General features: G+C 64.0%; 21 protein-coding genes and 1 pseudogene. 10 read left to right on the forward strand and 12 right to left on the reverse strand.

Annotation, left to right across the window (positions count from 1 at the left end):
- Positions 1-119 (reverse strand): annotated as a pseudogene (locus GGQ98_RS06895) (IS481 family transposase); the annotation flags it as partial.
- 263 nt (positions 120-382) lie between these two features.
- Between GGQ98_RS06895 and GGQ98_RS06900 the strand changes: the two are divergent.
- The 4 genes from GGQ98_RS06900 to GGQ98_RS06915 all read left to right on the forward strand — a co-directional run bounded on the left by GGQ98_RS06900 (position 383) and on the right by GGQ98_RS06915 (position 4,794).
- On the forward strand, positions 383-760 hold the full coding sequence (locus GGQ98_RS06900; protein ID WP_184067057.1) for a nuclear transport factor 2 family protein: 378 nt from the start codon (positions 383-385) through the stop codon (positions 758-760).
- Positions 761-963: 203 nt separating this feature from the next.
- Entirely contained in the window at positions 964-3,303 is a 2,340-nt protein-coding gene (locus GGQ98_RS06905; RefSeq protein WP_184067060.1) for a TonB-dependent receptor, read from the forward strand.
- An 82-nt stretch (positions 3,304-3,385) separates the two neighbouring features.
- On the forward strand, positions 3,386-4,291 hold the full coding sequence (locus GGQ98_RS06910; protein WP_184067064.1) for an SDR family NAD(P)-dependent oxidoreductase: 906 nt from the start codon (positions 3,386-3,388) through the stop codon (positions 4,289-4,291).
- An 8-nt stretch (positions 4,292-4,299) separates the two neighbouring features.
- Complete coding sequence (locus tag GGQ98_RS06915; RefSeq protein WP_184067067.1) at positions 4,300-4,794, forward strand: nuclear transport factor 2 family protein; 495 nt, start codon at positions 4,300-4,302, stop codon at positions 4,792-4,794.
- On the opposite strand, the gene GGQ98_RS06920 is transcribed toward GGQ98_RS06915, so the two are convergent.
- Entirely contained in the window at positions 4,791-6,608 is a 1,818-nt protein-coding gene (locus GGQ98_RS06920; protein ID WP_184067070.1) for a monovalent cation:proton antiporter-2 (CPA2) family protein, read from the reverse strand. The two genes, GGQ98_RS06915 and GGQ98_RS06920, sit on opposite strands and share 4 nt — an antisense overlap.
- A gap of 79 nt (positions 6,609-6,687) precedes the next feature.
- On the opposite strand from GGQ98_RS06920, the gene GGQ98_RS06925 reads away from it, so the two are divergent.
- Positions 6,688-7,161 (forward strand): methyltransferase family protein, encoded by a 474-nt coding sequence (locus tag GGQ98_RS06925; RefSeq protein WP_184067073.1) that lies wholly within the window; start codon positions 6,688-6,690, stop codon positions 7,159-7,161.
- Here GGQ98_RS06925 and GGQ98_RS06930 read toward each other — a convergent pair.
- Genes GGQ98_RS06930 through alr form a run of 4 tightly spaced genes read right to left on the reverse strand, consistent with a single transcriptional unit; the run spans position 7,145 to position 10,183 of the window.
- Positions 7,145-7,582: an iron-sulfur cluster assembly scaffold protein gene (locus GGQ98_RS06930; protein WP_184067076.1), complete on the reverse strand. Its 438-nt coding sequence runs from the start codon at positions 7,580-7,582 to the stop codon at positions 7,145-7,147. The two genes, GGQ98_RS06925 and GGQ98_RS06930, sit on opposite strands and share 17 nt — an antisense overlap.
- Positions 7,583-7,611: 29 nt before the next feature.
- Positions 7,612-8,382: an ABC transporter ATP-binding protein gene (locus GGQ98_RS06935; protein WP_184067079.1), complete on the reverse strand. Its 771-nt coding sequence runs from the start codon at positions 8,380-8,382 to the stop codon at positions 7,612-7,614.
- Positions 8,379-9,164 carry an MlaE family ABC transporter permease gene (locus tag GGQ98_RS06940; protein ID WP_184067081.1) on the reverse strand — a complete coding sequence of 262 codons (786 nt, stop codon included), beginning with the start codon at positions 9,162-9,164 and terminating at the stop codon, positions 8,379-8,381. Before GGQ98_RS06940 ends, GGQ98_RS06935 begins: the two co-directional genes overlap by 4 nt.
- Positions 9,161-10,183 (reverse strand): alanine racemase, encoded by a 1,023-nt coding sequence (alr, locus tag GGQ98_RS06945; RefSeq protein ID WP_184067084.1) that lies wholly within the window; start codon positions 10,181-10,183, stop codon positions 9,161-9,163. The genes GGQ98_RS06940 and alr overlap by 4 nt, the downstream gene beginning before the upstream one ends.
- A gap of 111 nt (positions 10,184-10,294) precedes the next feature.
- Here alr and radA point away from each other — a divergent pair, with 111 nt between their 5' ends.
- Genes radA through cysS form a run of 3 tightly spaced genes read left to right on the forward strand, consistent with a single transcriptional unit; the run spans position 10,295 to position 13,780 of the window.
- On the forward strand, positions 10,295-11,680 hold the full coding sequence (gene radA / locus GGQ98_RS06950) for a DNA repair protein RadA (protein ID WP_184067087.1): 1,386 nt from the start codon (positions 10,295-10,297) through the stop codon (positions 11,678-11,680).
- Positions 11,681-11,692: 12 nt separating this feature from the next.
- Complete coding sequence (locus GGQ98_RS06955; RefSeq protein ID WP_184067090.1) at positions 11,693-12,331, forward strand: CvpA family protein; 639 nt, start codon at positions 11,693-11,695, stop codon at positions 12,329-12,331.
- Between the two features lie 42 nt (positions 12,332-12,373).
- On the forward strand, positions 12,374-13,780 hold the full coding sequence (cysS, locus tag GGQ98_RS06960; RefSeq protein ID WP_184067093.1) for a cysteine--tRNA ligase: 1,407 nt from the start codon (positions 12,374-12,376) through the stop codon (positions 13,778-13,780).
- Between the two features lie 148 nt (positions 13,781-13,928).
- Here cysS and GGQ98_RS06965 read toward each other — a convergent pair whose 3' ends face one another.
- Complete coding sequence (locus tag GGQ98_RS06965) at positions 13,929-14,360, reverse strand: MAPEG family protein (protein ID WP_184067096.1); 432 nt, start codon at positions 14,358-14,360, stop codon at positions 13,929-13,931.
- Between the two features lie 109 nt (positions 14,361-14,469).
- Between GGQ98_RS06965 and GGQ98_RS06970 the strand changes: the two genes are divergently transcribed.
- Both GGQ98_RS06970 and GGQ98_RS06975 read left to right on the forward strand, forming a co-directional pair.
- Positions 14,470-16,791, forward strand: a complete 2,322-nt coding sequence (locus GGQ98_RS06970; protein ID WP_184067099.1) for a patatin-like protein — start codon at positions 14,470-14,472, stop codon at positions 16,789-16,791.
- Between the two features lie 60 nt (positions 16,792-16,851).
- Positions 16,852-18,336, forward strand: coding sequence for a replicative DNA helicase (locus GGQ98_RS06975; protein WP_184067102.1), 1,485 nt, complete (start codon positions 16,852-16,854; stop codon positions 18,334-18,336).
- Positions 18,337-18,340: 4 nt separating this feature from the next.
- On the opposite strand, the gene GGQ98_RS06980 is transcribed toward GGQ98_RS06975, so the two are convergent.
- The 5 genes from GGQ98_RS06980 to GGQ98_RS07000 all read right to left on the reverse strand — a co-directional run bounded on the left by GGQ98_RS06980 (position 18,341) and on the right by GGQ98_RS07000 (position 23,039).
- Positions 18,341-19,123, reverse strand: a complete 783-nt coding sequence (locus GGQ98_RS06980; RefSeq protein WP_184067105.1) for a polysaccharide deacetylase family protein — start codon at positions 19,121-19,123, stop codon at positions 18,341-18,343.
- 46 nt (positions 19,124-19,169) lie between these two features.
- Entirely contained in the window at positions 19,170-19,655 is a 486-nt protein-coding gene (locus GGQ98_RS06985) for a pyridoxamine 5'-phosphate oxidase family protein (protein ID WP_207791298.1), read from the reverse strand.
- 72 nt (positions 19,656-19,727) lie between these two features.
- A complete protein-coding gene (locus tag GGQ98_RS06990) occupies positions 19,728-21,521 on the reverse strand; it encodes an ABCB family ABC transporter ATP-binding protein/permease (protein ID WP_184067111.1) in 1,794 nt (597 codons plus the stop codon).
- Between the two features lie 17 nt (positions 21,522-21,538).
- On the reverse strand, positions 21,539-22,105 hold the full coding sequence (locus GGQ98_RS06995; protein ID WP_184067114.1) for a DNA-3-methyladenine glycosylase I: 567 nt from the start codon (positions 22,103-22,105) through the stop codon (positions 21,539-21,541).
- A gap of 1 nt (position 22,106) precedes the next feature.
- A complete protein-coding gene (locus GGQ98_RS07000) occupies positions 22,107-23,039 on the reverse strand; it encodes a ribose-phosphate pyrophosphokinase (protein WP_184067117.1) in 933 nt (310 codons plus the stop codon).
- Between the last annotated feature and the right edge of the window lie 35 nt (positions 23,040-23,074).

The following is a 23,074-nucleotide window of genomic DNA, read 5'->3' on the forward strand; positions in this document are numbered from 1 at the left end:
ACGGTCTTGGGATTAATGCCGTGACGCTTTGCCAGCGCCCTCAAACTCTCTTGACTATGTTGTATCGCTCGACGGACCGCCTCAGTCGTTGTGGCGCTCCCATGGAGTATCTGTCCCATAGCGCATCCTTCCATTGCTGGCTGAATAATGCACCATCAAAGCCTGGGATCAAACAATTAGGCGGCACGCTCCGGTTCATATTCTAGGTGTTCCCGGGCAGTCTGCCCGTTTAAAGGCGAGCTGGAGGCGCGAGTGCAGGCCACCCGCATGCGCGGGATCGCGCCTATGTTCTCTATGCGGACATAAATCGGAGCGTCCGATTGATGCTTCATGAGCAGGCCCTTATCCTTGACCCATAAAGAATGAGGTCGGGAGCACGCGCGTGAGTGAAGCATCACCAGTACGGCAAGTTATCGAGCGATATCTTCGCGCCTATGAAGAAGGCGATTACGCAGCATGCGAAGCGATGTTCGCCGACCATGCCGTATTCGAAGACCCTGTCGGCACGCGCCGGTTCGAAGGAATCGAGGCGATTCGCGAATTTCTGCGTAGCGCCCCGGCCGAAATCAAGATCAAAGCGGATGTGCACAAGATCGTGGAATGCGGCCGCGATGCCATGTTCCACTACGCGATGATCATAACGGGCTGGCGTGACAATCCGGTCGGCATCAAAGTGTACGAGACGATCGCAATCGACGATGCCGGCAAGATTACGTCGCTCAGGGCGTTCTGGAACGAGGGCTCGATCCGCGATCTTTAACCCGCGCCAACGACATGGCGCTTGAAGTGGAATGTCTGAACCGGGCGATTTCCGTACAGCAAACGCGTGTTGAGAAACGGCTGCAGATCTGTCCGTTATCTGGACATTGGCCCGGTTGAGGTGCGGACAAACGCCGCGCGATAACGCACTAAAGCCTCTGCCTGATCCACGAAGTGGGCAGAGATAATTCATGGGAGGATGTTATGACACTGATCAAAGGACGCCAGGCCAGGCCGCTTGTTTGGTTGCTTTCGACATCTATTCTTGGCGCCGCCGCAAGCGTGTCGGCGTTTGCCCAGGACATGCAGGCTTCATCCGAAGCGGCCCGGGAGGGCGGCATAGAAGAAATTCTCGTCACAGCGCGCAAACGGTCTGAAAGCGCACAGGAAGTGCCGCTCTCGATCACCACGTTTTCTGCCGCATCGATCGAACGGCAGAACATCATGCGGGTGGAGGATATCAATCGTCTCGCTCCGAACCTCACCGTGGAGAACGGCGCAGGTGTGGGTTCGGCGGCGTCGTTCGTGCTGCGCGGCATCGGCTCTTATGATTACGAATTATATGCGGATACGCCCGTCGCGCTCTATGTTGACGGCGTATATTTCGCCCGTCCGCAGGCTTCCAACGGCGAGATGTTCGATCTTGAACGGATTGAAATTCTCTATGGGCCGCAGGGCACGCTTTTCGGGCGCAACACGACCGGCGGCGCTATTGCGATGTACACGCGCGATCCTTCGGAAGAATTCAAATTTCAGCAGCGGATCGCCTATGGCACCGACAACGAGCTCATCGTGCGGTCGGTCATCGATACAGGCGATATCGGCCAGTCCGGATGGAAAGCCAAGCTGGGCTATTACCATCGGCAGATGGACGGCTGGCAGGAAGATCTGAACACAAAGAAATCGACGAGCCCCGGTTCGCGCAACGTGAATGCATTGTCAGGACAGTTGCAGGGGAACATCGGTGACGACCTTCAGGTCGATATCCGCGGCGATTATCGCAAGACCAAATATCGCCCGATCGCTTATCAGCTCATCGGTGTCACTCAGGATGTCATCGATTATTTCAGCCGCTCGCCTCAGTACGGCGGCGACCCGTTCATTTTTACGACCGAACGCGGAATACTCGACGAGGTGTATCAGAACAACGCGTTTCCGGCTGCTACCGACAAGTCTTACGGCACGTCGTTGACCTTGAACTACACCCCGAGCGACGCATTCAACATCAAGAACGTGCTCGCCTATCGCAAACTGAAACTGTTCTCGAACAACAATCCGGGTGGTCAGGGTTTCCTGCTGGGTGAAGTTCTCGACAATACGACCTTCCTGCCTGCGGGCATTGCGCCGGTCACGCCGCTGAATGCGGTCACCACCAGTCGTCAGCATCAGATCTCCAACGAATTTCAGATCACGGGAGATTTGGGCCAGGTCGATTATCTGTTGGGGCTGTTCTATTTTCAGGAAAAGTCGTTCGGCACCCAGTTTGTCGATGCGACCTTCGTTCTGGGCGGCGGCATGGCGGCGCTGAACAACAACGTCGGCAAGGAATTCAACCTCAAAACGACGTCTTATGCGGCCTACGGCCAGATTTCCTATCGACCTGCGATGTTTGACGACCGGATGGAACTGACCGGCGGCCTGCGTTTCACCAAGGACGACAAGAGTTTCGACCAGATTCTGTATCTGAACAATGCGGTCACGGGAACGCAGGCGTTGTCGAAAGACTACAACAACCTCAGCGGCAGCCTTTCGATCAACTACAAGATCAGCGACGATGTCATGGTCTTCGGCCGCTACGCGACCGGCTACAAGGCGGGCGGGTTCAACCCCGGCACGATCCAGGATCCCTACGATCCGGAAAAGGCCGAAGCGTTCGAGATCGGTATCAAGTCCGACCTTTTCGACAATCGCGTTCGTTTCAATGCGGCACTGTTCCACACCAAATATGATGATCTGCAGACCACCCAGTTCCTCTTTACGGGAACAGAACAGCTCAACGTCATCCTGAACGCGGCGAAGGCGACCTACACCGGCGGTGAGGCTCAGCTGACGATTGCGCCGACGGACGGTTTGACGCTGACCGGCTATGTCGGCGTTATCAAGCCCGATTACAAAAGTTTCATGATCGAGGATCCCGTCACGTTCCAGCCGATCGACATTTCCGATACCGCCCATTTCCAGCTATTGTCGAAGTATAATTTCGGCCTTGGTGCGGAGTATAATTTCGGCGATATCGGTCTTGGCGAATTCAGCGTTCGCGTGGACTATGCCTACAAGAGCAAGCGCTTCTGGTATGCTTCGGACGAACTGAACCCGCGGAACCACATCATTGCCGGCAACGCCGCCAATATTCTGTCGGCGTCGATCATGCTCGACGAAATTCCGCTCGGTCCCGACAGCACGTTGCAAGTGCAGCTGCGCGGTGACAATCTGCTCGACCAGGATCGGATTGAGGCGGGGGCCGACCTTGGTGCGCTTGGTTCAGGCTTTGTCACCTACGCTCGGCCACGTAGCTACATGCTGCAATTGACCGCGAACTTCTAAGCGTCGATGGAGGGCCCGTGGTGAAAACACCGGGCCCTCCCAGCCGCATTGCGGATCATTGCAATTGTCGAGGAGAGAATGAATGGGCAGAAAAGTTGCTTTCGTCACGGGCGCGGCCCGCGGCATCGGCCGGGCGATCGCCATGGATCTGGCGCAGCATGGATTTGATCTTGTCCTGACCGCCCGGTCGCTCGAAACACCGACGTTCAACGACAAGCCGGGCACGCTGCGCGAAGTCGCGGCGCAGGTCGAGGCGCTCGGCGGCCGCGCGCTGCCGATCGCGCTTGATCTTCTGGAGCCCGATCAGATCAGGAGCGCCTGGCAACAGGCGATCGACACCTTCGGGCGGATCGATGTTCTGGTGACGAGCGGCAATTATATCGAGCCCGGCCCGACCGGCACATATTCGAACAAGTTTGTCGATGTGCCGTGGGATGCGTTTGATCGTCACGCACGCATCACGGGCCTGTCCTGCCTGTATCTGAACCAGCTGGCGGTAAAGCAGATGATGACCCAGAAATCGGGCGTCATCATGAATGTTACGCAGAACGCCTCGTGGTTGCAGGATGAAACCTATGTTGACACCCTGCCCCTGCCGGGCGAGGGGATGCCCGGTATGGCTGTCGCAGTCATGCGCGGCATTACGGACCGTATCCCCGCGGCGTTGAAGCGAGAGGTCGATCCCTTTGGTATCACTATCGTAACCTTCGATCCCGGCATGACCATCTCTGTCGATAAAGGTTTGTGGGAAGAGGTCGGCACCATCGGCTATCGCCCTGAAATCGCGCATTCGGTTGCGGTTCCCGCCCGCGCGGCGACGTATCTAGCGACATCGCCCGATGCCCGCCGGTTCAGCGGCAAACTCGTTTCCGCGATCGATCTTGTGCGCGAACACACGCTCCTGACGGAAGAGCAGATGTTCCCGGATTGGCAAGAGGGCATTCAGGATGTGACGAGCGTGCCGCCGATGTCGACAGGCACGGTCTGAACGGGCAGATGGACGCCGCCGCAGAGATGATGGACGCGATCGATCGCCTGAATATCATCGATCTTCTTTCCCGTTTCCATCACATGGTCGATGCAAAGAACTGGGATGCGCTGCACGCGCTGTTTCTGCCGGATGCGGTGGCCGAGTACCGCAGCCTGAACGACGTTTCCCTGTTCGATCTGGAAGGGCGCTACACGCCCACCGATGTGATCGTCGAGTGGATCCGGAGGGGGCAGGAGCCGTTCCAGTTCAACGGCGCGCCAACGCATTTCATGACCAATCACCTGGTGACCATCCAGGGCAGTGCTGCGCAATCGGTGAGCTATTTCATCGATTTTGATCTGATTTCGGGAAAGGCGATCGGCACCGGCTTTTACAAATGCACTCACGCGAAAACCCCTCAAGGGTGGCGGATCGCTCATATGGTGCTGGAACAGCGGTTGTGCGACGATCTGGTCGCGGTGATCCAGGCGCAACGGGCGGCAGCTGAGTCCGGCGGTTAAACGGTGCTCCGATCCGGCACAATATCGTCGTCGTCGATTTGCGGAATTTCGCCGAGGCCTTCGTTGGCGGGCAGCGGGTAGGTGCCGTAGGTGAGATCGAGCCCGGCGCGCAGATCGCCGCTGGCGACCTGTAGGGCGAGGCGTTCGCTGTCGCGCTCGCGGTATTCCGCTTCGATCGCGTCGATGGTCTTTTCATCGACCTCGGCGGCCTTCAGCGCCGCGCGGCCCATCAGAACCGCACTTTCGTGGACCTCGCGCACCACCGTCTCGCAGTCCGCATTCACGAGCTGGATGACGTGGCGCCGGTCGAACGCGCGGATCAGCACCTTGAGATTCGGGAATGTCCGGCGCACGGCGGCGAGCGTTTCGTTCGTCATCTGCTGGCCGTCGTTGCAATAGATCAGAAGCCGGGCTTCCTCTGCGCCCGCGATCCGCAGAACGTCGAGCCGCGTGCCGTCGCCGTAATAGACCTTTTGGCCGAAGCGGCCGGAGAGTTCGATTTGCCCCGGCTTGCGGTCGATGAGCGTCACCGGAATGCCGCGCGCGGCGAGCAGCTGGTTCACGGTTTGCCCGAAGCGGCCGTAGCCGACGAGAATCGCCGGGGCGTTTTCGGCTTTCTCGGGGCCATCGACGTCGTGGTCGTCGCTTTCGCGCTCGGCGAGCCTGTCGACGCCCGCGATCATGAGCGGGGTCAGCGCCATCGAGACGGTGACGGCCGCAGCGAACAGGCTGGAGGCTTCGGAGGCGAGCAGCAGGCCGCTTTCCGCCGCTGTCAGCACGACGAAGGCGAATTCGCCGCCCTGCGCCAGATGAACGCCGGTGAGCGCTGAATCGCGCCAGTTCGACCCGAACAGGCGGGCGAGCACCGCGATCACGGTGAATTTCACACCGAGCAGGATGATCACGTAGAGCAGGATGCGGGCCGGCTCGCTCAGGATGATCGAAAGGTCGAGCGTCATTCCCACGGCCATGAAGAACAGGCCGAGCAGGAGGCCCCGGAACGGATCGATGTCCGCCTCGACCTCGTGGCGATAAGGGCTGTCCGCCAGCATCACGCCCGCGATGAAAGCGCCGAGCGCCATCGACAGGCCGAAACTCGCCATCAGGAACGCCGAGCCGACGACCATCAGCAGCGCGCCGATCACGAACACCTCGCGCGTGCCGGTCTGCGCGATCAGGCGGAACAGCGGGGTCACCAGGAACCGCCCGGCGAGCACGAGCGCGCCGATCGCGACGAACGATTTCCACACGATTTCCCAGCCTTCCGGCGCATCGGGGGTGGGCGTGCGGGAAAGCGCGGTGGTGACGATCAGCAGCGGCACGATCGCCAGATCCTGCATCAGGTGGATCGAGATGATGCGCGTGCCGAGCGGCGTGTTGATCTTGCCCTGATCGCGCAGGATCTGTACGTCGAGCGCGGTGGAGGAGAGCGCCAGCGCAAGGCCGATGACGAGCGCGGCCTGCCATGTGAACTCGGTGGTGAGAAGCAGCGCGCCCGTGATCGCGAAGCCGCAAAGCAGCACCTGCGCGCTGCCCAGCCCGAAGATATCGTAACGCAGATCCCACAGCCGCTTGGGACGCAGCTCCAGCCCGATCACGAACAGCAGCATCACGACGCCGAACTCGGCGAAGGCGAGCGTCGCTTCGGGATCGGTGACGAGCCCGAGCAGGTGCGGCCCGATAATCATGCCCGCCACGAGATAGCCGAGCACCGTGCCGAGCTTCAGGCGGTGGAACAGGGGCACGATCGCCACTGCCGCCGCCAGATAGACGACACCGTCGCGGAGCAGGGTCGAATCGCCGCCGATCGCCATCAGCGCGCCACCTGATTTGCGATGGGCGGGGCGGGCCGGTAGAAAGAAAGGGAACAGAATGGAGGCATCGTCACCGGGTATGAAAATCGAGGAAGACAGTCCACAGGTAAGCTTCCCGCCGCCGTTCGTCTACGCCGGGATGCTGCTGCTCGGGCTTGGAATCGGGCGGCTTCTCGGTGATCCGTCCATCGGTCTCGATATCAAGGTTGCGAGCATCGCGGGCCTGGTGCTGGCCGTCGGCGGGCTTGGGCTGATCTTCGCGGCGATCATCCGGTTCCGGAGCGCGGGGACGAACCCGGAGCCGTGGCGGCAGACGACGGCGTTCGTGGCAAGCGGTGTTTACCGCTGGACGCGCAACCCCATGTATCTCGGCATGGCGCTGATCTTCGCGGGGCTCGCGCTTATCTTCGATAGTCTTGCGACGCTGCTGCTGCTTCCCTTCACGGTGATCCTGATCGACCGGAAGGTGATCGCGCGGGAGGAACGCTATCTCGAAACGAAGTTCGGCGAGGACTACCGCGCCTACAAGGAAAAGGTCAGGCGCTGGCTGTGACGGCGGCCTCTTCTGCCGCGCTCGCTGCCGCATCGAAGGCAAGCAGGATCGAGGGGTGGCGCGCCTTGTAAGCCTGCGCCGGGCGGAAGATTTCAAGGTCTGGCCAACTGTCCGGCACGCTGCCTTCGCCCTTCAGGAACGATGCGAGCGCGGTGTGCGCGGCGCGCAGTTCAGGCGTCGATCTGCCGAGCACGCTGCTGCCCAGGATCGAGGCCGAGGCCTGGCCGAGCGCGCAGGCGCGCACCTCCTGTCCGAATGCGGCGACGCGCCCGGCGGCATCCAGAACGACATCGGCTGTCACGCGACTGCCGCAGATCGGCGAGACCTTGCGGCTTGTGCCCTGGGGGCTTTCAAGGCGCGTCTGGTGCGGTATCGTCGCGGCGAGGCGAAGGATCGCGGTGTTGTAGAGCGGTTCGGACATCGCGGCCGATATAGGGCGGCGGCGTGCGTCTAGCCAGCCTCGCCGTCTTCGGCGCGGCCGTGGACGAAGCGGTCGACATAGTCGTTGCCGCTGTTTTCAAGGTCGGCGACCTTGCCTTCCCAGTGGATGCGTCCGTCTTTCAGCATCGCAACGCGGTCGGCGATGCGGCGCGCGCTCGCCATGTCGTGCGTGATGGTGACGGCGGTGACGCCCAGATCGGTCACGAGCCCGCGGATCAGCCGGTTGATCGTATCGGCGCGGATCGGGTCCAGGCCCGTGGTCGGCTCGTCGAAGAAAATGATCTGGGGTTCCGCCGCGATCGCGCGGGCAAGTGCCACGCGCTTTTGCATGCCGCCCGAAAGCTCGGAGGGTTTCAGGTCCGCCACGGCGGCATCCAGACCGACCTTCGCGAGCAATTCCACCGCTTTTGCGTGCATCGCCTTCGCGTTTCTGGAACGGCCGCGCGTCAGTGCGAAGGTGATGTTGCGCCACACGGGCAGCGAATCGAACAGGGCGCCGCCCTGGAACAGCATGCCGATGCGGTTTCTAAGGTTCGTGCGGTCCGCGCGCGGTGCGGCGGCGAGATCGACGCCGTCCAGGCGGATCACGCCGCCGTCGATAGGTAGGATGCCGAGCACGCTTTTCAGCATCACCGACTTGCCGGTGCCCGAGCCGCCGATCACGACCAGCGATTCGCCCGGCGCGACCTTCAGGTCGATGTGGTCGAGCACGACCTTCGGCCCGAACGTCTTGCGGACCCCGACAAGCTCGATACTGCCGCCGCGCGCGCCTGCCGTCATGTGCCGAACACCAGCACGGTGATGATGAGGTTCGCAAGCAGGATCAGCACGAAGGCGCTGACCACCGCGTTCGTCGTCGATCGTCCGACACCCGCCGCGCCGCCCATGCTGCGAAAGCCGTGGTAGCAGCCCATCAGGGCGATGATGAAGCCGAACACCGCCGCCTTCACGAGGCTGGAAGAAACGTCGTCCCATTCCAGATATTGCCGGGTCGTTGAAAGATAAGCGCTGACGTTGAAGCCGAGGCGCTGCGTGCCGATCAGAAAGCCGCCCATCACACCCAGCGCGTTCGAAACGAGCACGAGCACCGGCAGCACGATCACAGCAGCGATCAGGCGCGGTGCGATCAGATACTGGAACGGGTCGGTTCGCAGCGTGGTGAGCGCGTCGATCTGTTCGGTAACGCGCATCGTGCCGAGTTCCGCCGCCATTGCGGAAGAGACGCGCCCCGCCACCATCAGCCCGCCGAGCACGGGCCCCAGCTCGCGCACGATCGCGATGACGGTGACGGCAGGAACGGTGCTTTCGGCATTGAAGCGGCTGCCGCCGACAAAGATTTGCTGTGCGAGCGCGGCGCCGGTGAACACGGCGGTAAGCCCCACCACCGGCAGCGAGAACCAGCCGATGACGAGCATCTGCTCGATCAGGCGTCCGAAATAATAGGGCGGCCGTAGGGAGGCACCGAGCGCGCGCAGCGCGAACAGCGCAACCCGGCCGATGCTGGCGAGCGCGGCGAGCACCGCGCGGCCCGGATGGGCGAAGAGGGCAATGAGAGCGTTCATGTGTAGATGCGCTCATAGCGGGCGCCGAGGCCAGTCAGCAACTCATACTCGGAAAGTCCCGATAGATGCGCGGCTTCCGCCAGGTCGTAAACGATCTCCACATGCTCGCCGGGGGCGACGGGCGGCGTGTCGGTGATGTCGATGATGATCATGTCCATCGACACACGCCCGACGACGCGCGCCCGCTTGCCGCCGACGATCGCTTCGCCCCGGTCGGAGAAGCCCCGCAGATATCCGTCCGCGTAGCCGAGGTTGAGCACGGCAAGGCGGCTGTCGCGCGTCGCCGTCCATGTCGCGCCGTAACCGGAGGCGTCACCGGCGGGCAGGTCGCGGCACTGGATGACGCGCGCCTCGGGAAACACCACCTGCCGCATTCCCGCGACGCCGCCGTAAATCCCGATGCCGGGGCGAACGTGGCCGAAGGCATAGTCGCGCCCGAGACATATGCCCGCCGTATTCGCAATCGCTCCGCGCACGCCCAGCGCCGCAACCACCTGCGCGAACCTGTCCCGCTGCAAGGCATTGAGCGCATGCTCCGGCTCATCCGCGCAGGCAAGGTGGGTGTGAACGGTATTCACATCCATGCCCGCGAACATTTCGGTGCAGAAGCCGCGCCAGCCGAAGCCGAGGCGGTTCATGCCGGTATCCACCATGATGTCGCAGCGGCGCCCGGCACCGTGCGCGCGCCACAGCGCCACCTGCTCGGGGCTGATGAGCACGGGCTCGGCATCGATGGAGAGCGCGGCGGGGAGGTCGGCGGCATCGATTCCGTGCAGCACCAGCACGCGAAGATCGGGCGGGTGCCCGGCGAGCGCGGCGGCCTCCTGCCAGTTCGAGACGTAGAACGTGCGGCAGCCTTCCGCGTAAAGCCGCTCGACCACTGCTTTCGCGCCGAGCCCGTAGCCGTCCGCCTTCACCGCGGCGCCTGCATCGACGCCCGCAAGCGCGCGCAATTGCCGCCAGTTGGCGGCAAGGGCGTCGAGATCGATGCGAAGGCGAAGCGGCGCGGGCGGGATCATAAGCGCGGACGCATAGCGGGGGAGCGCGCGCTACGCAAATGCCTGTTGGGGCGTTGTGCTCGTGAAATTCCCTCGCTATGTTCACAGTCTGTTCTTGGCTATGGAGACCCGATGGCGCGGCTGAAAACCCAGTTTGTCTGTCAGGCGTGCGGCGCGGTGGCGCCGCGCTGGGCGGGGCAGTGCGGCGAGTGCAAGGAATGGAACAGCATCGTCGAGGATGCCGGCGCGGTGGTGACGCCGTTTTCAGCGAAGCAGTCGCTGAACCGGGGCGGCACGGCGTTCCGCCTGCAATCGCTCGACGAGGACACGCCGCTGCCGCCCCGGCTGCCCACCGGCATCGCGGAGCTTGATCGCACGCTCGGCGGCGGCGTGGTGCCGGGCAGCGCGATCCTGATCGGCGGCGACCCCGGCATCGGCAAATCGACTCTGCTGCTGCAGGTCGCGGGCAAGATGGCGATGGCGGGCAGGCGCGTCGTCTATCTTTCGGGAGAGGAAGCCGCCGACCAGGTGCGCCTGCGCGCGCAGCGGCTCGGGCTCGGCAAGGCCGACGTGGCGCTCGCCAGCGTCACCTCCGTGCGCGACATCCTGGCGACGCTCTCGGAGCGCGCCGCGCCCGATCTGGTCGTCATCGATTCGATCCAGACGATGCATTCCGACATGCTGGAGGGTGCCCCCGGCACAGTGAGCCAGGTGCGCGCCGCCGCGCAGGAACTGATTCGCTATGCGAAGTCCGAGGGGGCTGCCGTGGTGCTCGTCGGCCATGTCACCAAGGACGGGCAGATCGCCGGGCCGCGCGTGCTCGAACACATGGTCGATACCGTGCTCTATTTCGAAGGCGAGCGTTCGCATCAGTACCGCATCCTGCGCGCCGTGAAGAACCGCTTCGGCGGCACCGACGAGATCGGCGTGTTCGCGATGGGCACGCTGGGGCTGGAGGAAGTTTCGAACCCCTCTTCGCTGTTCCTCACGCAGCGCGAGGCGCCGGTGCCGGGCTCGGTCGTGTTCCCCGCGATCGAGGGCACGCGCCCGGTGATGGTGGAGGTGCAGGCGCTCGTCGTGCGCCTGCCGTCGGGCGCGACGCCGCGCCGCGCGGTCGTCGGCTGGGATTCGGGGCGGCTGTCGATGATCCTTGCGGTGCTGGAGGCGCGCTGCGGGCTGAACTTCTCGACCTGCGAGGTTTATCTCAACATCGCGGGCGGGCTGCGCGTGTCGGACCCTGCAGCCGACCTTGCCGTCGCCGCGGCGCTCGCGTCGGCGATGGCGGAGCGGCCGATCAGCCTCGACACGGTGGCGCTCGGCGAACTTGCGCTTTCGGGCGAGATTCGCGCCGCGCCGCACCTCGGGCTGCGGCTCAAGGAAGCGCAGAAACTCGGCTTCGAGCGCGCCTTCCTTCCCGGCGGCGCGACCGCGAAGGGAGACGGTGTGCCCAATGGTATGAAAGCCACAGGTTTTAAACATTTGTCGGGGCTTGTTGACCACCTCTGCGGCGCGGATTAGGGCCCGCAAAATATGGACATCACCGGGTTCGACATTGTCGTGCTGCTTATCGTCGGGGCGCTTGCCGTGCTCGGCGCGATCCGGGGCTTCGTAACCGAAATCCTCACGCTGCTTGCGTGGGTCGCGGCGGTGGTCGCGCTGAAGCTGTTCTACCCTGCGGGCAAGCTGATCGCGGCGGGCATGGTGGGCAGCGAGGTCGCGGCGGCGGCGATCGCCTTCGTCGTCATCTTCTTCGGCACCTTCTTCGTCTTCCGCCTCGTCGGGCGCCTGCTCGGCGACCGTACCAAGCGCTCGGTGATCGGGCCGATCGACCGCGTGCTCGGTCTCGGCTTCGGCGCGGTGAAGGGGCTCATCGTGGTCAGCCTCGTGTTCCTCGTCGTCACGCGCGGCCACGCGCTCATCTGGGGCGGCGACGAAAAGCTGCCGGCGTGGCTGCTCGCCGCGAAGACCGAACCGCTGCTCGATATCACCAGCCGCGCGATCATCGACTATGCCGAAGACCGGCAGGAAGGCCTCGGCCTCGGCGACGACAGGCCGCAAACGTCGCAGGAGCAGCACCACAGCGACACGAGCGGCGGCGAGGGCTACACGCACGAAGAGCGCGACGCGCTCGACGATCTGCTGGACGACGCGGGCTCTACAGAGATTTAGGGGCGGTTTCCTTCGCGGCGGATTCGCGCTAGGGGCGCGGCCATGACCGAGCTCCGCCTCTACAACACGCTGACGCGCCGGAAGGACGTCTTCACGCCCGCCGATCCGAACCGGGTGACGATGTACGTGTGCGGCCCCACGGTCTACAACCGCGCGCACATCGGCAACGCCCGCCCCGCCGTGGTGTTCGACGTGCTGTTCCGCCTCCTGCGCCACACGTACGGTGAAAACGCCGTCCACTATGCGCGGAACTTTACCGACATCGACGACAAGATCATGGCCGCCGCGCAGGCCGAAGGCGTCCCGATCGAGACGATCACGAAGCGCTACGAGGATTTCTACCGCGCCGACATGGGCGCGCTCGGCGTGCTGCGCCCGACCTACGAGCCGCGCGCGACCGAGCATGTCGAGCAGATGATCGCCATGATCGCGGCGCTGATCGAAAAGGGCGCGGCCTACGCCGTCGAAGGCCACGCGCTGTTCGATATCAGCGCCGACGCCGACTACGGCACGCTCTCGCGCCGCCCGATGGACGAAATGATCGCGGGCGCGCGCGTCGAGGTTGCGCCCTACAAGAAGAACCCCGGCGACTTCGTCCTCTGGAAGCCGAGCGCGGCGGACCAGCCGGGCTGGGAGTCCCCGTGGGGGCGCGGCCGTCCCGGCTGGCACATCGAGTGCTCGGCGATGATCGAGGCGCACCTCGGCACCACGATCGACATCCACGGCGGCGGCCTCGACCTCCAGTTCCCGCACCACGAAAACGAATGTGTGCAAAGCCGCTGCGCCCACGGCGCGCCGCTCGCGAGCGTTTGGATGCACAACGGCTTCCTCTCCATGGACAAGGAGAAGATGTCGAAGTCGCTCGGCAACGTGGTGACGGTGGGCGAACTGCTGGAGCAGGGCCACAAGGGTGAAACGCTGCGCCTCGCACTGCTGATGGCGCACTACCGCCAGCCGCTGGATTGGAATGAGCGGCTGCTTGAACAGGCGAAGGCGATGCTCGACGGATTCAGGAATGCCATCCGTTCGTCTGATGCGCCGTATGTTGAGGCGGAAGTTCCCGCTGCGGTCCTCGATGCGCTGGCGGACGATCTCAACACGCCTGCCGTGCTCGCCGAGATGCAGAAGGTGCGCAAGAGGCTTACGACTGCGGGTTCGGAGACGGAAGCATCAAAGGCGAGGTCGGAGTTGGAGGAAATTGGGAAGCTTCTCGGATTATCCTCACTGCATAATACGATTTTTTTGAAACCCGCCACTTTACGTCTTCAAGGCCAAAACATTGAGGTTTTGGTCTCAGATCAACGGATATTCCGGTATGTGGCTGACCGCACCGCCGCCAAAGCCGCAAAAAACTGGGCCGAAGCCGACCGCATCCGCGATCAACTCAAGGCGGAAGGCATCCTCCTGGAAGACAAGCCCGACGGCACCACTGTCTGGCGGCGCGCATAGCATGGATCCCGGCCTGCGCCGGGATGACGATGGGGAGGAAATGCTGACAGCCCCGCCTTTCCCGTCACCCCGGCGAAGGCCGGGGCCCATGCGACCGTGAATGCGTGCCGAAGCTGCTGACGGTTCAGCGCGCTCATGAAAGCCCCGCTCAGTAAAGCGCCGCGACCTCGCGGACGATCATGACGCCGAGCGCAACCCACGACAGGCCGAACAGCGCGAAGCGGATCATCACGCGGTTGAACGTCGCCTGCACCAGCGAATGCAGCGCGCGCAGGATCACGTAGGCCCATGCCGCGATCACATGCCACTGGTCGGCGTGGCCGAGCAGCACGATTGCGATGACCATCGCGTAGAACAGCGTCGGCGCTTCGAAGAGGTGGTTGTAATTGTCGGCCACCCGCCGCGCCTCGCTCGGCAGCGTGTTCAGCGACCCCGGATGCTGCGCCGCCTGCGGATCGATCTTCGCCTGGTTCATCGCCGGTATCCGCGTCGCGTACATCCACACGAACATCACCAGATTGAGCAGCCCCATCGCGATGATGGTCTGCAGCATCGAGATTACGTTGCTGTTCAAGGTCATGGGCGATCCTCCCCCTCGCGTCTCTCCCGGCGCGGATGCTGCGCCTTCGTGTCGCGGAGTGCAACCCTCACGGTCGACAGGGCGATTCCGGGCCGATATGGTCGCGCTTATGCGTGAAAAAGAGCTTCGGCTGGCGCTCGTGTGCTACGGCGGCATCAGCCTTGCCGTCTATATGCACGGCATTACGCAGGAAATCTGGAAGATGCTGCGGGCAAGCCGCAGCTGGCACGATGCTGATCCGGAGCCGCCGGGCGGCGATACGGAGCCCTTGTATCACGAGCTGCTTGAAGCGATCGGCGAGCATGTCCGGCTGCGCGTGCTTGTCGATATCGTGGCGGGCGCGTCGGCGGGGGGCATCAACGGCATCTTCCTCGCGCAGGCGATCTCGACCGGGCAGAGCCTCGCGCCGCTTGCCGATCTGTGGCTTGAAAAGGCGGATGCCGACGAGCTTCTGGATCCCGCCGCTGTGCCGAAGTCGCGCTGGAGCAAGTTCTATGCGCGGCCGCTGCTCTGGATGGCGCGGGGGCAGACCGATCCGCTCGACGAAATCGTCGAGAAGGGCGCGCGCGAGGAGCTGCGCACCAAAGTTTCGCGCTTCATCCGCTCGCGCTGGTTCGAGCCGCCGTTCTCGGGCGAGCATTTTTCCGAGCTGCTGATGGGCGCGTTCGAGGCGATGGGAGAAACGAAGGCGGCGGAGCCGCTGCTGCCGCCCGGCCAGCCGCTCGATCTGTTCGTCACCGTCACCGATTATCACGGCTATCCCGAACGCCTGCGTCTCCACAGCCCCGAAGAGGTGATGGAGGTTGAACACCGCAAGCTCATCACGTTCCGCGATTCAAGCGAACGCGGCGCGGAGCGGCGGCTCGCCGACATTCCCTCGCTCACGTTCGCGGCGCGCGCGACGGCGTCTTTCCCGGGCGCTTTTCCGCCCTTCCAGCCGAGCGAGATCGACCGCGTGCTCGCCAAGGACGGCAAACCCTGGCCGGAGCGGGCGGCATTCCTGTCGCGTGTTTTTCCGCACCGCGCCTCGGCGGGGCTCGATCCCGCGAACGCGGTGCTCCTCGACGGCAGCATCCTCAACAACGCGCCTTTCGCGCCCGCCATCGCCGCGCTTCGGCAGCGTCCCGCGCATCGCGAGATCGACCGGCGCTTCGTCTATATCGATCCCAAGCCCGGCATTCGCAGCATCGGCACGCGCATCGACGCCTCGAAGCCGCCGGGCTTTTTCTCCACGATCCTGCGCTCGCTTTCCGACATTCCGCGCGAGCAGCCGATCCGCGACGATCTCGATCATCTCGCCGGCCTGTCTTCGCGTGTGCGGCGCCTCAGCCACGTTATCGAGGGCATACGGGCCACCGTGGATGAAGCGATCGAGGAATCGATCGGCCGCCGCCAGCTTCGCACAAAGGTCATGCCTGCGCGGCTTCAGCAGTGGCGGGCGCAGGCCAATGCCGATGCCGTGCTGCGGGCGGGCTTCACCTATCCGGCCTATGCGCACCTGAAGCTCAGCCAGATCGTCGAGGAAATGGCGCGGTTGTTTGCCGATCTGGGCGGACACGAACGCGACGCTGCCGAGCGTGTCCGCAACGAAATCTGGCGCTACGTCCGGCAAAGCGGCATGGACCGGGTGACGAAGACCACGCGCCCCAAAGACGCCGATGCCGACCTCTTCGTGCAGTTCCTCCGCCGCTACGACCTTGGTTTCCGGGTCCGGCGTCTGCGCTTCATCGTCCGCCGCGTAAACGAATGGGGGGACGCGGGCAGTCCCCAGGATGTGCAGAAGGTCGAGGCGCTCAAAATCGCGCTCTACGATCTGCTCGCGCCCTATCTCGATCGCCGCCGCCTGGCATTCTACGGCCCGTGGGTGCGCGATCCGGCGGCGCTTGCGCACGAGGATACCGTACCGGTGATCGAAGCCTACGGCGAGGCGCTCGGGCTCACCGATTTCGATGCCCTGGGCGACGCGCGGCTCGCGGCGATCATTACGGACTGTCCGTCGGCGGAGCTGCGCGCGCAGCTTCTGAAGGCCTATCTCGGCTTTCCGTTCTACGACATCGCCACGTTCCCGCTGCTCCAGGGCGAGGGGCTCGACGAGTTTGATGAAATAAAGGTGGACCGAATCTCGCCCGATGATGCGCGTTCGATCCGTGAAGGCGGCGCGCTCGCCACGCTTAAGGGCATCAAGTTCAACAGCTTCGGCGCGTTCTTCAGCCGCGCTTACCGCGAGAACGACTATCTGTGGGGCCGCCTGCACGGTGTCGACCGCGTGATCGACATCGTCGTTTCGGCACTGCCGGAGGGCAAGCGCCTTGATGCGGGCTTCGTCAGCGGCATCAAGAAGCGCGCTTTCCATGCCATCCTCGATGCCGAGGAAGCGCGACTCTCGGCGATTCCCGATCTGATCGCGGAACTGCGCAAGGAAATCGGATGAAAACGCTTATCCCCAGCATTTCCACAGAGCACGCCCGGCAAGACGATGTATAAAGGGGCAATGCTTACACCGCTTCGCGCCGTACCGGCTCCTGCCGACGATTCGCCGACGCTCCCGCACAATATCGATGCGGAGGCGGCGCTTCTCGGCGCCATGATGATCGACAACCGGCTTGCCGAGGACGTGCAGTTGAAGCTGCGCTCCGAGCATTTCTTCGAGCCCGTCCACGGCGAAATCTATGCCGCGATCCTGAAGCTCGTCGATCGCGCGATGCTGGCGACGCCGGTGACGCTGCGCCCGATGTTCGCGGAGCATCCCGCGCTCGCCGAGCTTGGCGGCCCCGCCTATCTTGCGCAGCTCACCGAACAGTCCGCCGCGCTCATCGCCGCAAAGGATTTCGCGGCGCAGATCTATGATCTGGCGCTGCTGCGCGAGCTGGTGCGCGTCGGGCGCGAGATGGTGGTGAGCGCGTCCGATACGTCGGAGGACGTGAACCCGCACGAGCAGATCCAGCAGGCCGAACTCGCGCTCTACAAGGTCGCCGAAGAGGGGGAGGTCTCCAATTCGGTAAAGAGCTTTGCCCAGTCCGCGACGCTGGCGGTGCAGATGGCGGAGCGCGCCAAGCAGTCGGGCGGGCATCTTTCGGGCATCACCACCGGGCTCAACGCGCTCAACGCGAAGATCGGCGGGCTTCATCGCTCCGATCTCATCATCCTTGCGGGGCGCCCGGCGATGGGCAAAACCGCGCTTGCCACCAACATCGCCTTCTGCGCCGCCGAGCGGCTGATGAAGGACCGCGCCGACCAGATCGACAAGACGAGCGGCGCGGGGGTCGCCTTTTTCAGCCTCGAAATGTCGGCCGATCAGCTCGCGACGCGTATCCTTGCCGAGCAGGCGCGGATCAGCTCCGAAGATCTGCGCATGGGCAAGATCAATCAGGCGCAGTTCCGCGATCTTGTGCGCGCGTCGGCGGCGCTTCAGGATCTGCCGCTCTACATCGACGACACGCCCGGCCTCACCATTGCGGCGCTGCGTTCGCGCGCACGCCGCCTGAAGCGCCAGAAGGGCGTGGGCGTCGTCGTGGTCGATTATCTGCAGCTTCTGCAGGGCACCAGCCGCAAGTCGAACGACAACCGTGTCAACGAAATCTCGGAGATCACGCGCGGCCTCAAGACGCTGGCGAAAGAGCTCAACGTGCCGGTGATCGCGCTCTCGCAGCTGTCACGCGCGGTCGAGCAGCGGGAAGACAAGCGCCCCCAACTCGCCGATCTTCGCGAATCGGGCACCATCGAGCAGGACGCGGACATCGTGCTGTTCGTCTACCGCGACGAATATTACCACGCCCAGAAAAAGCCCGACGACGGCACCGAGAAGTTCGAGAAGTGGATGGAGCGGGGCATCGCCATTCGCGGGCGCGCCGAGGTGATCGTGGCCAAGCAGCGCCACGGCTCCACCGGCATCGTCGATCTGCACTTCGAAGCCGTGCACACGCGCTTCAGCGATCTTGCCGACGACGCGCAGCTGCCGGAACGGGATTACGAATAGGCGGTCACTGCGCCTTCAGATACTGCGGCTTGATGAGCGCCCGGAGCGCGTCCGTCATCGGCACGTCGATCTCGAAATCGCCCTCCGCGTACGACCCCGCCACATAGGGGCCGAGCAATACGCGAAATCCCGAAATGTCCTGTCCCGGCCACGATACCAGCGCCACCGGCTGATCGCCGAGCGGCGGGCAATCGTTGAAGATGCCGTCCTGGATTTCCCCGCGCCGCGAGAGTCGCTCGGCATCGAGCGCGCTGCAATAGGCGGGGGTCAGCAGTGTTTCGGCGGCGCTCCAGTCGGTGAAGAGGTCGCCGAAACTGATCTCGCGGCGTTCGGCCTTGTCCCAGTATTTGACCGCGAATCCGTGGTTGGGGTGCGCGCCGCCCGTGTACATCGAAATGTCGGCGCGGATGTTCAGCAGCGCATCGGTATCCGCCGCGACCGTCCAGTCCTGCACGAAGAAATGCGCCAGCTTCGGCGCGTCGGCAGGCCGCAGCTTCATGTCCTCCAATGCCCCGGCCTGCATTTCCTTTGCGCTCTCCAGCGCCTGCGCGCGCAGCGTGGCGAGCAGCGTCGGCGCCTCGGCAAGCTCCGGCGGCGCGCGCCACAGGAAATCGAGTTCGGCGGTGTCGCGCTTCACCAGCAGATCGCTGGCGGGAACGACAACGTCGGCGGCGGGGGCGGTCTGCGGGCGCGCCGTCTCCGCGCCGGCGCTTGCCTCTTTGGCCTTTTGGCCATCGCATGCGGCAAGCGCCAGCATCGCCCACAGTGCCATTGCGCGCATCGTCATAGCCGTCTCCAACCCGTTTGGCCGCAGCCTACAGGCTGGCTGAGCGCTAGTGAAGGTTCACTTCGGCGACCTTGTCCTTGTAGGCTTTCTTCGGATCGATGCCGACCAGCAGCTTCATACCTGCAAACAGGCTGTTCTCGTTCAGCCAGACTTCCCCGTGCTCCGCATCGAGCCTGAGTAGCGCGAGTTTCGGATCGGTCTTGCCGCCTTCATACCATGCGGCGATGAAGGGGTTCCACAGACGCTCGATGACCGCCTGATCGTTGTCCATCCACAGCGTGCCGTGGACTGCGGCGAAAAGGTCGTGGTCCTTCGCCGCGAACGTCGCGATCGCGCGCTGTCCGTCGTCGAGTGCCTGCACGATGCCGTTGTCACGGGCGGTGAAAAACCAGATCGGCCCGCGATCGCCCTCCACCATCGCCGTCATCGGGCGCGTATGACCATCCTCGACCCCGTCGAGCCCGAGCATCATCGTCCTGTCGGATTTCAGCGCCTTCCAGAATTTGGCTTCCAGTTCGGCTTCGTTCGCCATCTCGCAGTCTCCCATGTGTGTGGGAAAGAAACGGGCCGCAGGGTGCGGGGTTCCGCGACTGGTCGCGTAAGTCTATTCGGCGGCTTCCGCCTCGTCGGCGATGTCTTCCGATTGCTGGCGCATCCACATCTCGGCGTAAAGCCCGCCTTGCGCGAGCAGGTCGTCGTGGCGGCCGCGTTCGACGATGCGGCCTTTGTCCATGACCAGGATCTCGTCGGCGTCCACGATCGTCGAGAGCCGGTGTGCGATCACAAGCGTCGTGCGCCGCGCCGATACGTTCGAGAGCGCATCCTGAATCGCCGCCTCCGTGCGGCTGTCGAGCGCGCTCGTCGCTTCGTCGAGGATCAGGATGGGCGGGTCTTTCAGGATCGTGCGCGCGATCGCCACGCGCTGCTTTTCGCCGCCCGAAAGTTTGAGCCCGCGCTCGCCCACTACCGTTTCATAGCCCTGCGGCAGGGAGACGATGAAGTCGTGAATCTGCGCCTGCCGGGCGGCCTCTTCGATCTCGGCCTGCGTCGCCCCGGCGCGGCCGTAGCCGATGTTGTAGCCGATCGAATCGTTGAACAGCACGGTGTCCTGCGGAACGATGCCGATGGCCGCGCGCACGCTCGCCTGCGTCACGTCGCGGATGTCCTGCCCGTCGATCGTCACGCGTCCCGCCTGAATATCGTAGAAGCGATAAAGGATGCGGGAGAGCGTCGATTTTCCCGCGCCGGATTCGCCGACAACTGCAACCGTATCCCCGGCGGGTATCGCGAAGCTGACACCGTGCAGGATCTGCCGCTCGGGATCATAGCCGAAATCGATATTTTCGAAGCGCACCTCGCCCGCCGTCACGGCCAGCGGCGCGGCGCCGGGCCTGTCGGCGACCTCGGGCATGGTATCGAGCAGGCCGAACATCGCTTCCATGTCGATCAGGCCCTGCTTGATCTCGCGGTACACCCAGCCGAGCATGTCGAGCGGGCGGAAAAGCTGCATCAGCAGCGTGTTGACCAGCACCACGTCGCCCACGGTGAACTTGCCCTGGCTCCAGCCCCACACGGTATAGGCCATGGCGCCGCCCATCATGATGTTGGTGATGAGCGACTGGCCGATGTTGAGCGCGGCGAGCGAGTTCTCGCTCTTGATGGCGGCGCTTGCGTAGGCGGTGAGGGACTGGTGGTAGCGGTCCCGCTCCAGCGTTTCCGCGCTGTAGTATTTCACGGTTTCGTAATTGAGCAGCGAATCGACGGCGCGCTGCGTCGTGCGGTTGTCGGTATCGACCATGCGGCGGCGCAGTTCGCTGCGCCACTCGGTCACGCGCCGCGTGAACCAGATGTAGAGCGCCACGATGAGGAGCGTCGCGGCGACGATCTCGAAGCCCATCTTGATCTGGAAGATCACGCACACGGCGATCAGCTCGATGATCGTCGGCGCGATGTTGAAGGCCAGGAAGTAGAGCATCGTGTCGACGCTCTTGGTGCCGCGCTCGATGATGCGCGTCAGCGCGCCGGTGCGGCGTTCCAGGTGGAAGCGCAGCGACAGGTCGTGGATGCGCGCGAAAACCTCGACGGCAAGGTCCGCGCCTGCCGTCTGCCCCACGCGCTCGAAGATCACGTTGCGGATGTTGTCGAACAGCACGCCGCCGAACCGCGCGACCGCATAGGCGAACACAAGGCCGACGCCCAGCAGAACGCCTTCGTTCGCGGGCGTCGCCATCGAATCGATGATGCCCTTGTAGGCGAACGGCATGGTCAGCATCGTCGCCTTGGCGATCAGCACGAGGATGAGCGCGATGACCACGCGCAGCTTCAGGCCCGGTTTGTCGGCGGGCCACAGATAGGGAAGGAAACGGCGCAGCGGATGCTGCTGCGTGTCAGGGCTCATGCCGTGTAGATAAGGGCTCAGGCCGGTGCCTTCCAGCAGGCGCGGACATGATCGTTCACAAGGCCGACCGCCTGCATGTAGGCGTAGATGATCGTGGAGCCGACGAAGTTCATGCCGGCTTTCTTCAGCGCCTTCGAAATCGCGTCACTGAGCGGGGTGGAGGCGGGCACATCACCGAAACCTTCGGGGCGGTTCACGATCGGCGTCCCGTCCACGAACGCCCAGAGCCATGCGTCGAAGCTGCCGTGCGCGCGCTGCATGTCGAGGAACACGGCGGCGTTGCGGCGCGCGGACCAGACCTTCAGGCGGTTGCGGACGATGGTGCCCGTGGCCAGCACCGTTTCAAGCTCGGCGTCGCTCATCGCGGCGACGCGGCCGGGGTCGAAATCGTGGAAGGCGGCGCGGTAGCCTTCGCGCTTCTTCAGCACGGTTTCCCAGCTCAGGCCCGCCTGCGCGCCTTCGAGGATCAGCATCTCGAACAAGGTGCGGTCGTCGTGGACGGGAACGCCCCATTCCGCGTCGTGATATTCGGCGTAGAATGCCTTGCCGGGGCTGTTGCCGAAGCAGCGGGTCTTGCCGTCCATCCTAGTCGAACAGGCTGGAAACCGAGGATTCGTCAGCGATACGGCGGATCGCTTCGCCGAGCAGCGGCGCGATGGTGAGCTGCCGCAGCTTCTGCGCGTTCGCGATTTCGGGGCGCGAGATCGAATCGGTGATGACAAGTTCCATCAGCTCCGACCCTTCGACCCGCGCCACGGCCCCGCCCGAAAGCACGCCGTGCGTGCAGTACGCGACCACCGCCTTGGCACCCGCCGCGCGCAGCGCCGCGGCGGCGTTGCAGAGCGTTCCGGCCGAATCGACGATGTCGTCGACCAGGATGCAGAAGCGGCCCTCGACGTCGCCGATAATATTCATAACTTCGGACTCGCCCGCGCGCTCGCGGCGCTTGTCGACGATGGCGAGCGGGGCGTTGTCGAGCCGCTTGGCAAGTGCGCGGGCACGCACCACGCCGCCGACGTCGGGCGACACGACCATCATGTTTTCAGAACCGTAACGGGCGACAATGTCGTCGCTCATCACCGGCGCGGCGTAGAGGTTGTCGGTCGGGATATCGAAGAAGCCCTGAATCTGCCCGGCATGCAGATCCACCGAGAGCACGCGGTTGGCGCCTGCCACGGTGATGAGGTTGGCGACGAGCTTTGCGGAAATGGGCGTACGCGGCCCGGGCTTCCGATCCTGCCGGGCATAGCCGAAATAAGGGACGACAGCGGTGATGCGCTTGGCGCTCGCGCGCTTCAGCGCGTCGATGCAAATCAGCAGCTCCATCAGATTGTCGTTCGCCGGGAAGGCGGTGGATTGGACCACGAACACGTCCTCGCCGCGCACGTTCTCGTGGATTTCCACGAACACTTCCTCGTCGGCGAAGCGGCGGACGCTCGCCTGCGTCAGCGGCATGTCGAGGTAACGGGCGATATCGCCCGCGAGCTGAAGGTTGCTGTTGCCCGCAAGCAGCTTCATGGCGCGCGAATCCCTGTTTTTTGTGGCGGTGACGA

It is taken from the genome of Sphingosinicella soli, from assembly GCF_014199685.1.
GTDB classification, from domain to species: Bacteria; Pseudomonadota; Alphaproteobacteria; order Sphingomonadales; family Sphingomonadaceae; genus Sphingosinicella; species Sphingosinicella soli.

Coding starts and splice junctions, on each gene's coding strand:
- GGQ98_RS06965 (WP_184067096.1), bottom strand. CDS start 14,360: ATGACCTTGAACAGCAACGTAATCTCGATGCTGCAGACCATCATCGCG.
- GGQ98_RS06920 (WP_184067070.1), bottom strand. CDS start 6,608: ATGGCGATCGGCGGCGATTCGACCCTGCTCCGCGACGGTGTCGTCTAT.
- GGQ98_RS06915 (WP_184067067.1), top strand. CDS start 4,300: ATGGACGCCGCCGCAGAGATGATGGACGCGATCGATCGCCTGAATATC.
- cysS (WP_184067093.1), top strand. CDS start 12,374: ATGACCGAGCTCCGCCTCTACAACACGCTGACGCGCCGGAAGGACGTC.
- GGQ98_RS06995 (WP_184067114.1), bottom strand. CDS start 22,105: ATGGACGGCAAGACCCGCTGCTTCGGCAACAGCCCCGGCAAGGCATTC.
- GGQ98_RS07000 (WP_184067117.1), bottom strand. CDS start 23,039: ATGAAGCTGCTTGCGGGCAACAGCAACCTTCAGCTCGCGGGCGATATC.
- GGQ98_RS06905 (WP_184067060.1), top strand. CDS start 964: ATGACACTGATCAAAGGACGCCAGGCCAGGCCGCTTGTTTGGTTGCTT.
- radA (WP_184067087.1), top strand. CDS start 10,295: ATGGCGCGGCTGAAAACCCAGTTTGTCTGTCAGGCGTGCGGCGCGGTG.
- GGQ98_RS06975 (WP_184067102.1), top strand. CDS start 16,852: ATGCTTACACCGCTTCGCGCCGTACCGGCTCCTGCCGACGATTCGCCG.
- GGQ98_RS06930 (WP_184067076.1), bottom strand. CDS start 7,582: ATGTCCGAACCGCTCTACAACACCGCGATCCTTCGCCTCGCCGCGACG.
- GGQ98_RS06925 (WP_184067073.1), top strand. CDS start 6,688: ATGAAAATCGAGGAAGACAGTCCACAGGTAAGCTTCCCGCCGCCGTTC.
- GGQ98_RS06985 (WP_207791298.1), bottom strand. CDS start 19,655: ATGGCGAACGAAGCCGAACTGGAAGCCAAATTCTGGAAGGCGCTGAAA.
- GGQ98_RS06970 (WP_184067099.1), top strand. CDS start 14,470: ATGCGTGAAAAAGAGCTTCGGCTGGCGCTCGTGTGCTACGGCGGCATC.
- GGQ98_RS06980 (WP_184067105.1), bottom strand. CDS start 19,123: ATGACGATGCGCGCAATGGCACTGTGGGCGATGCTGGCGCTTGCCGCA.
- alr (WP_184067084.1), bottom strand. CDS start 10,183: ATGATCCCGCCCGCGCCGCTTCGCCTTCGCATCGATCTCGACGCCCTT.
- GGQ98_RS06910 (WP_184067064.1), top strand. CDS start 3,386: ATGGGCAGAAAAGTTGCTTTCGTCACGGGCGCGGCCCGCGGCATCGGC.
- GGQ98_RS06935 (WP_184067079.1), bottom strand. CDS start 8,382: ATGACGGCAGGCGCGCGCGGCGGCAGTATCGAGCTTGTCGGGGTCCGC.
- GGQ98_RS06955 (WP_184067090.1), top strand. CDS start 11,693: ATGGACATCACCGGGTTCGACATTGTCGTGCTGCTTATCGTCGGGGCG.
- GGQ98_RS06940 (WP_184067081.1), bottom strand. CDS start 9,164: ATGAACGCTCTCATTGCCCTCTTCGCCCATCCGGGCCGCGCGGTGCTC.
- GGQ98_RS06990 (WP_184067111.1), bottom strand. CDS start 21,521: ATGAGCCCTGACACGCAGCAGCATCCGCTGCGCCGTTTCCTTCCCTAT.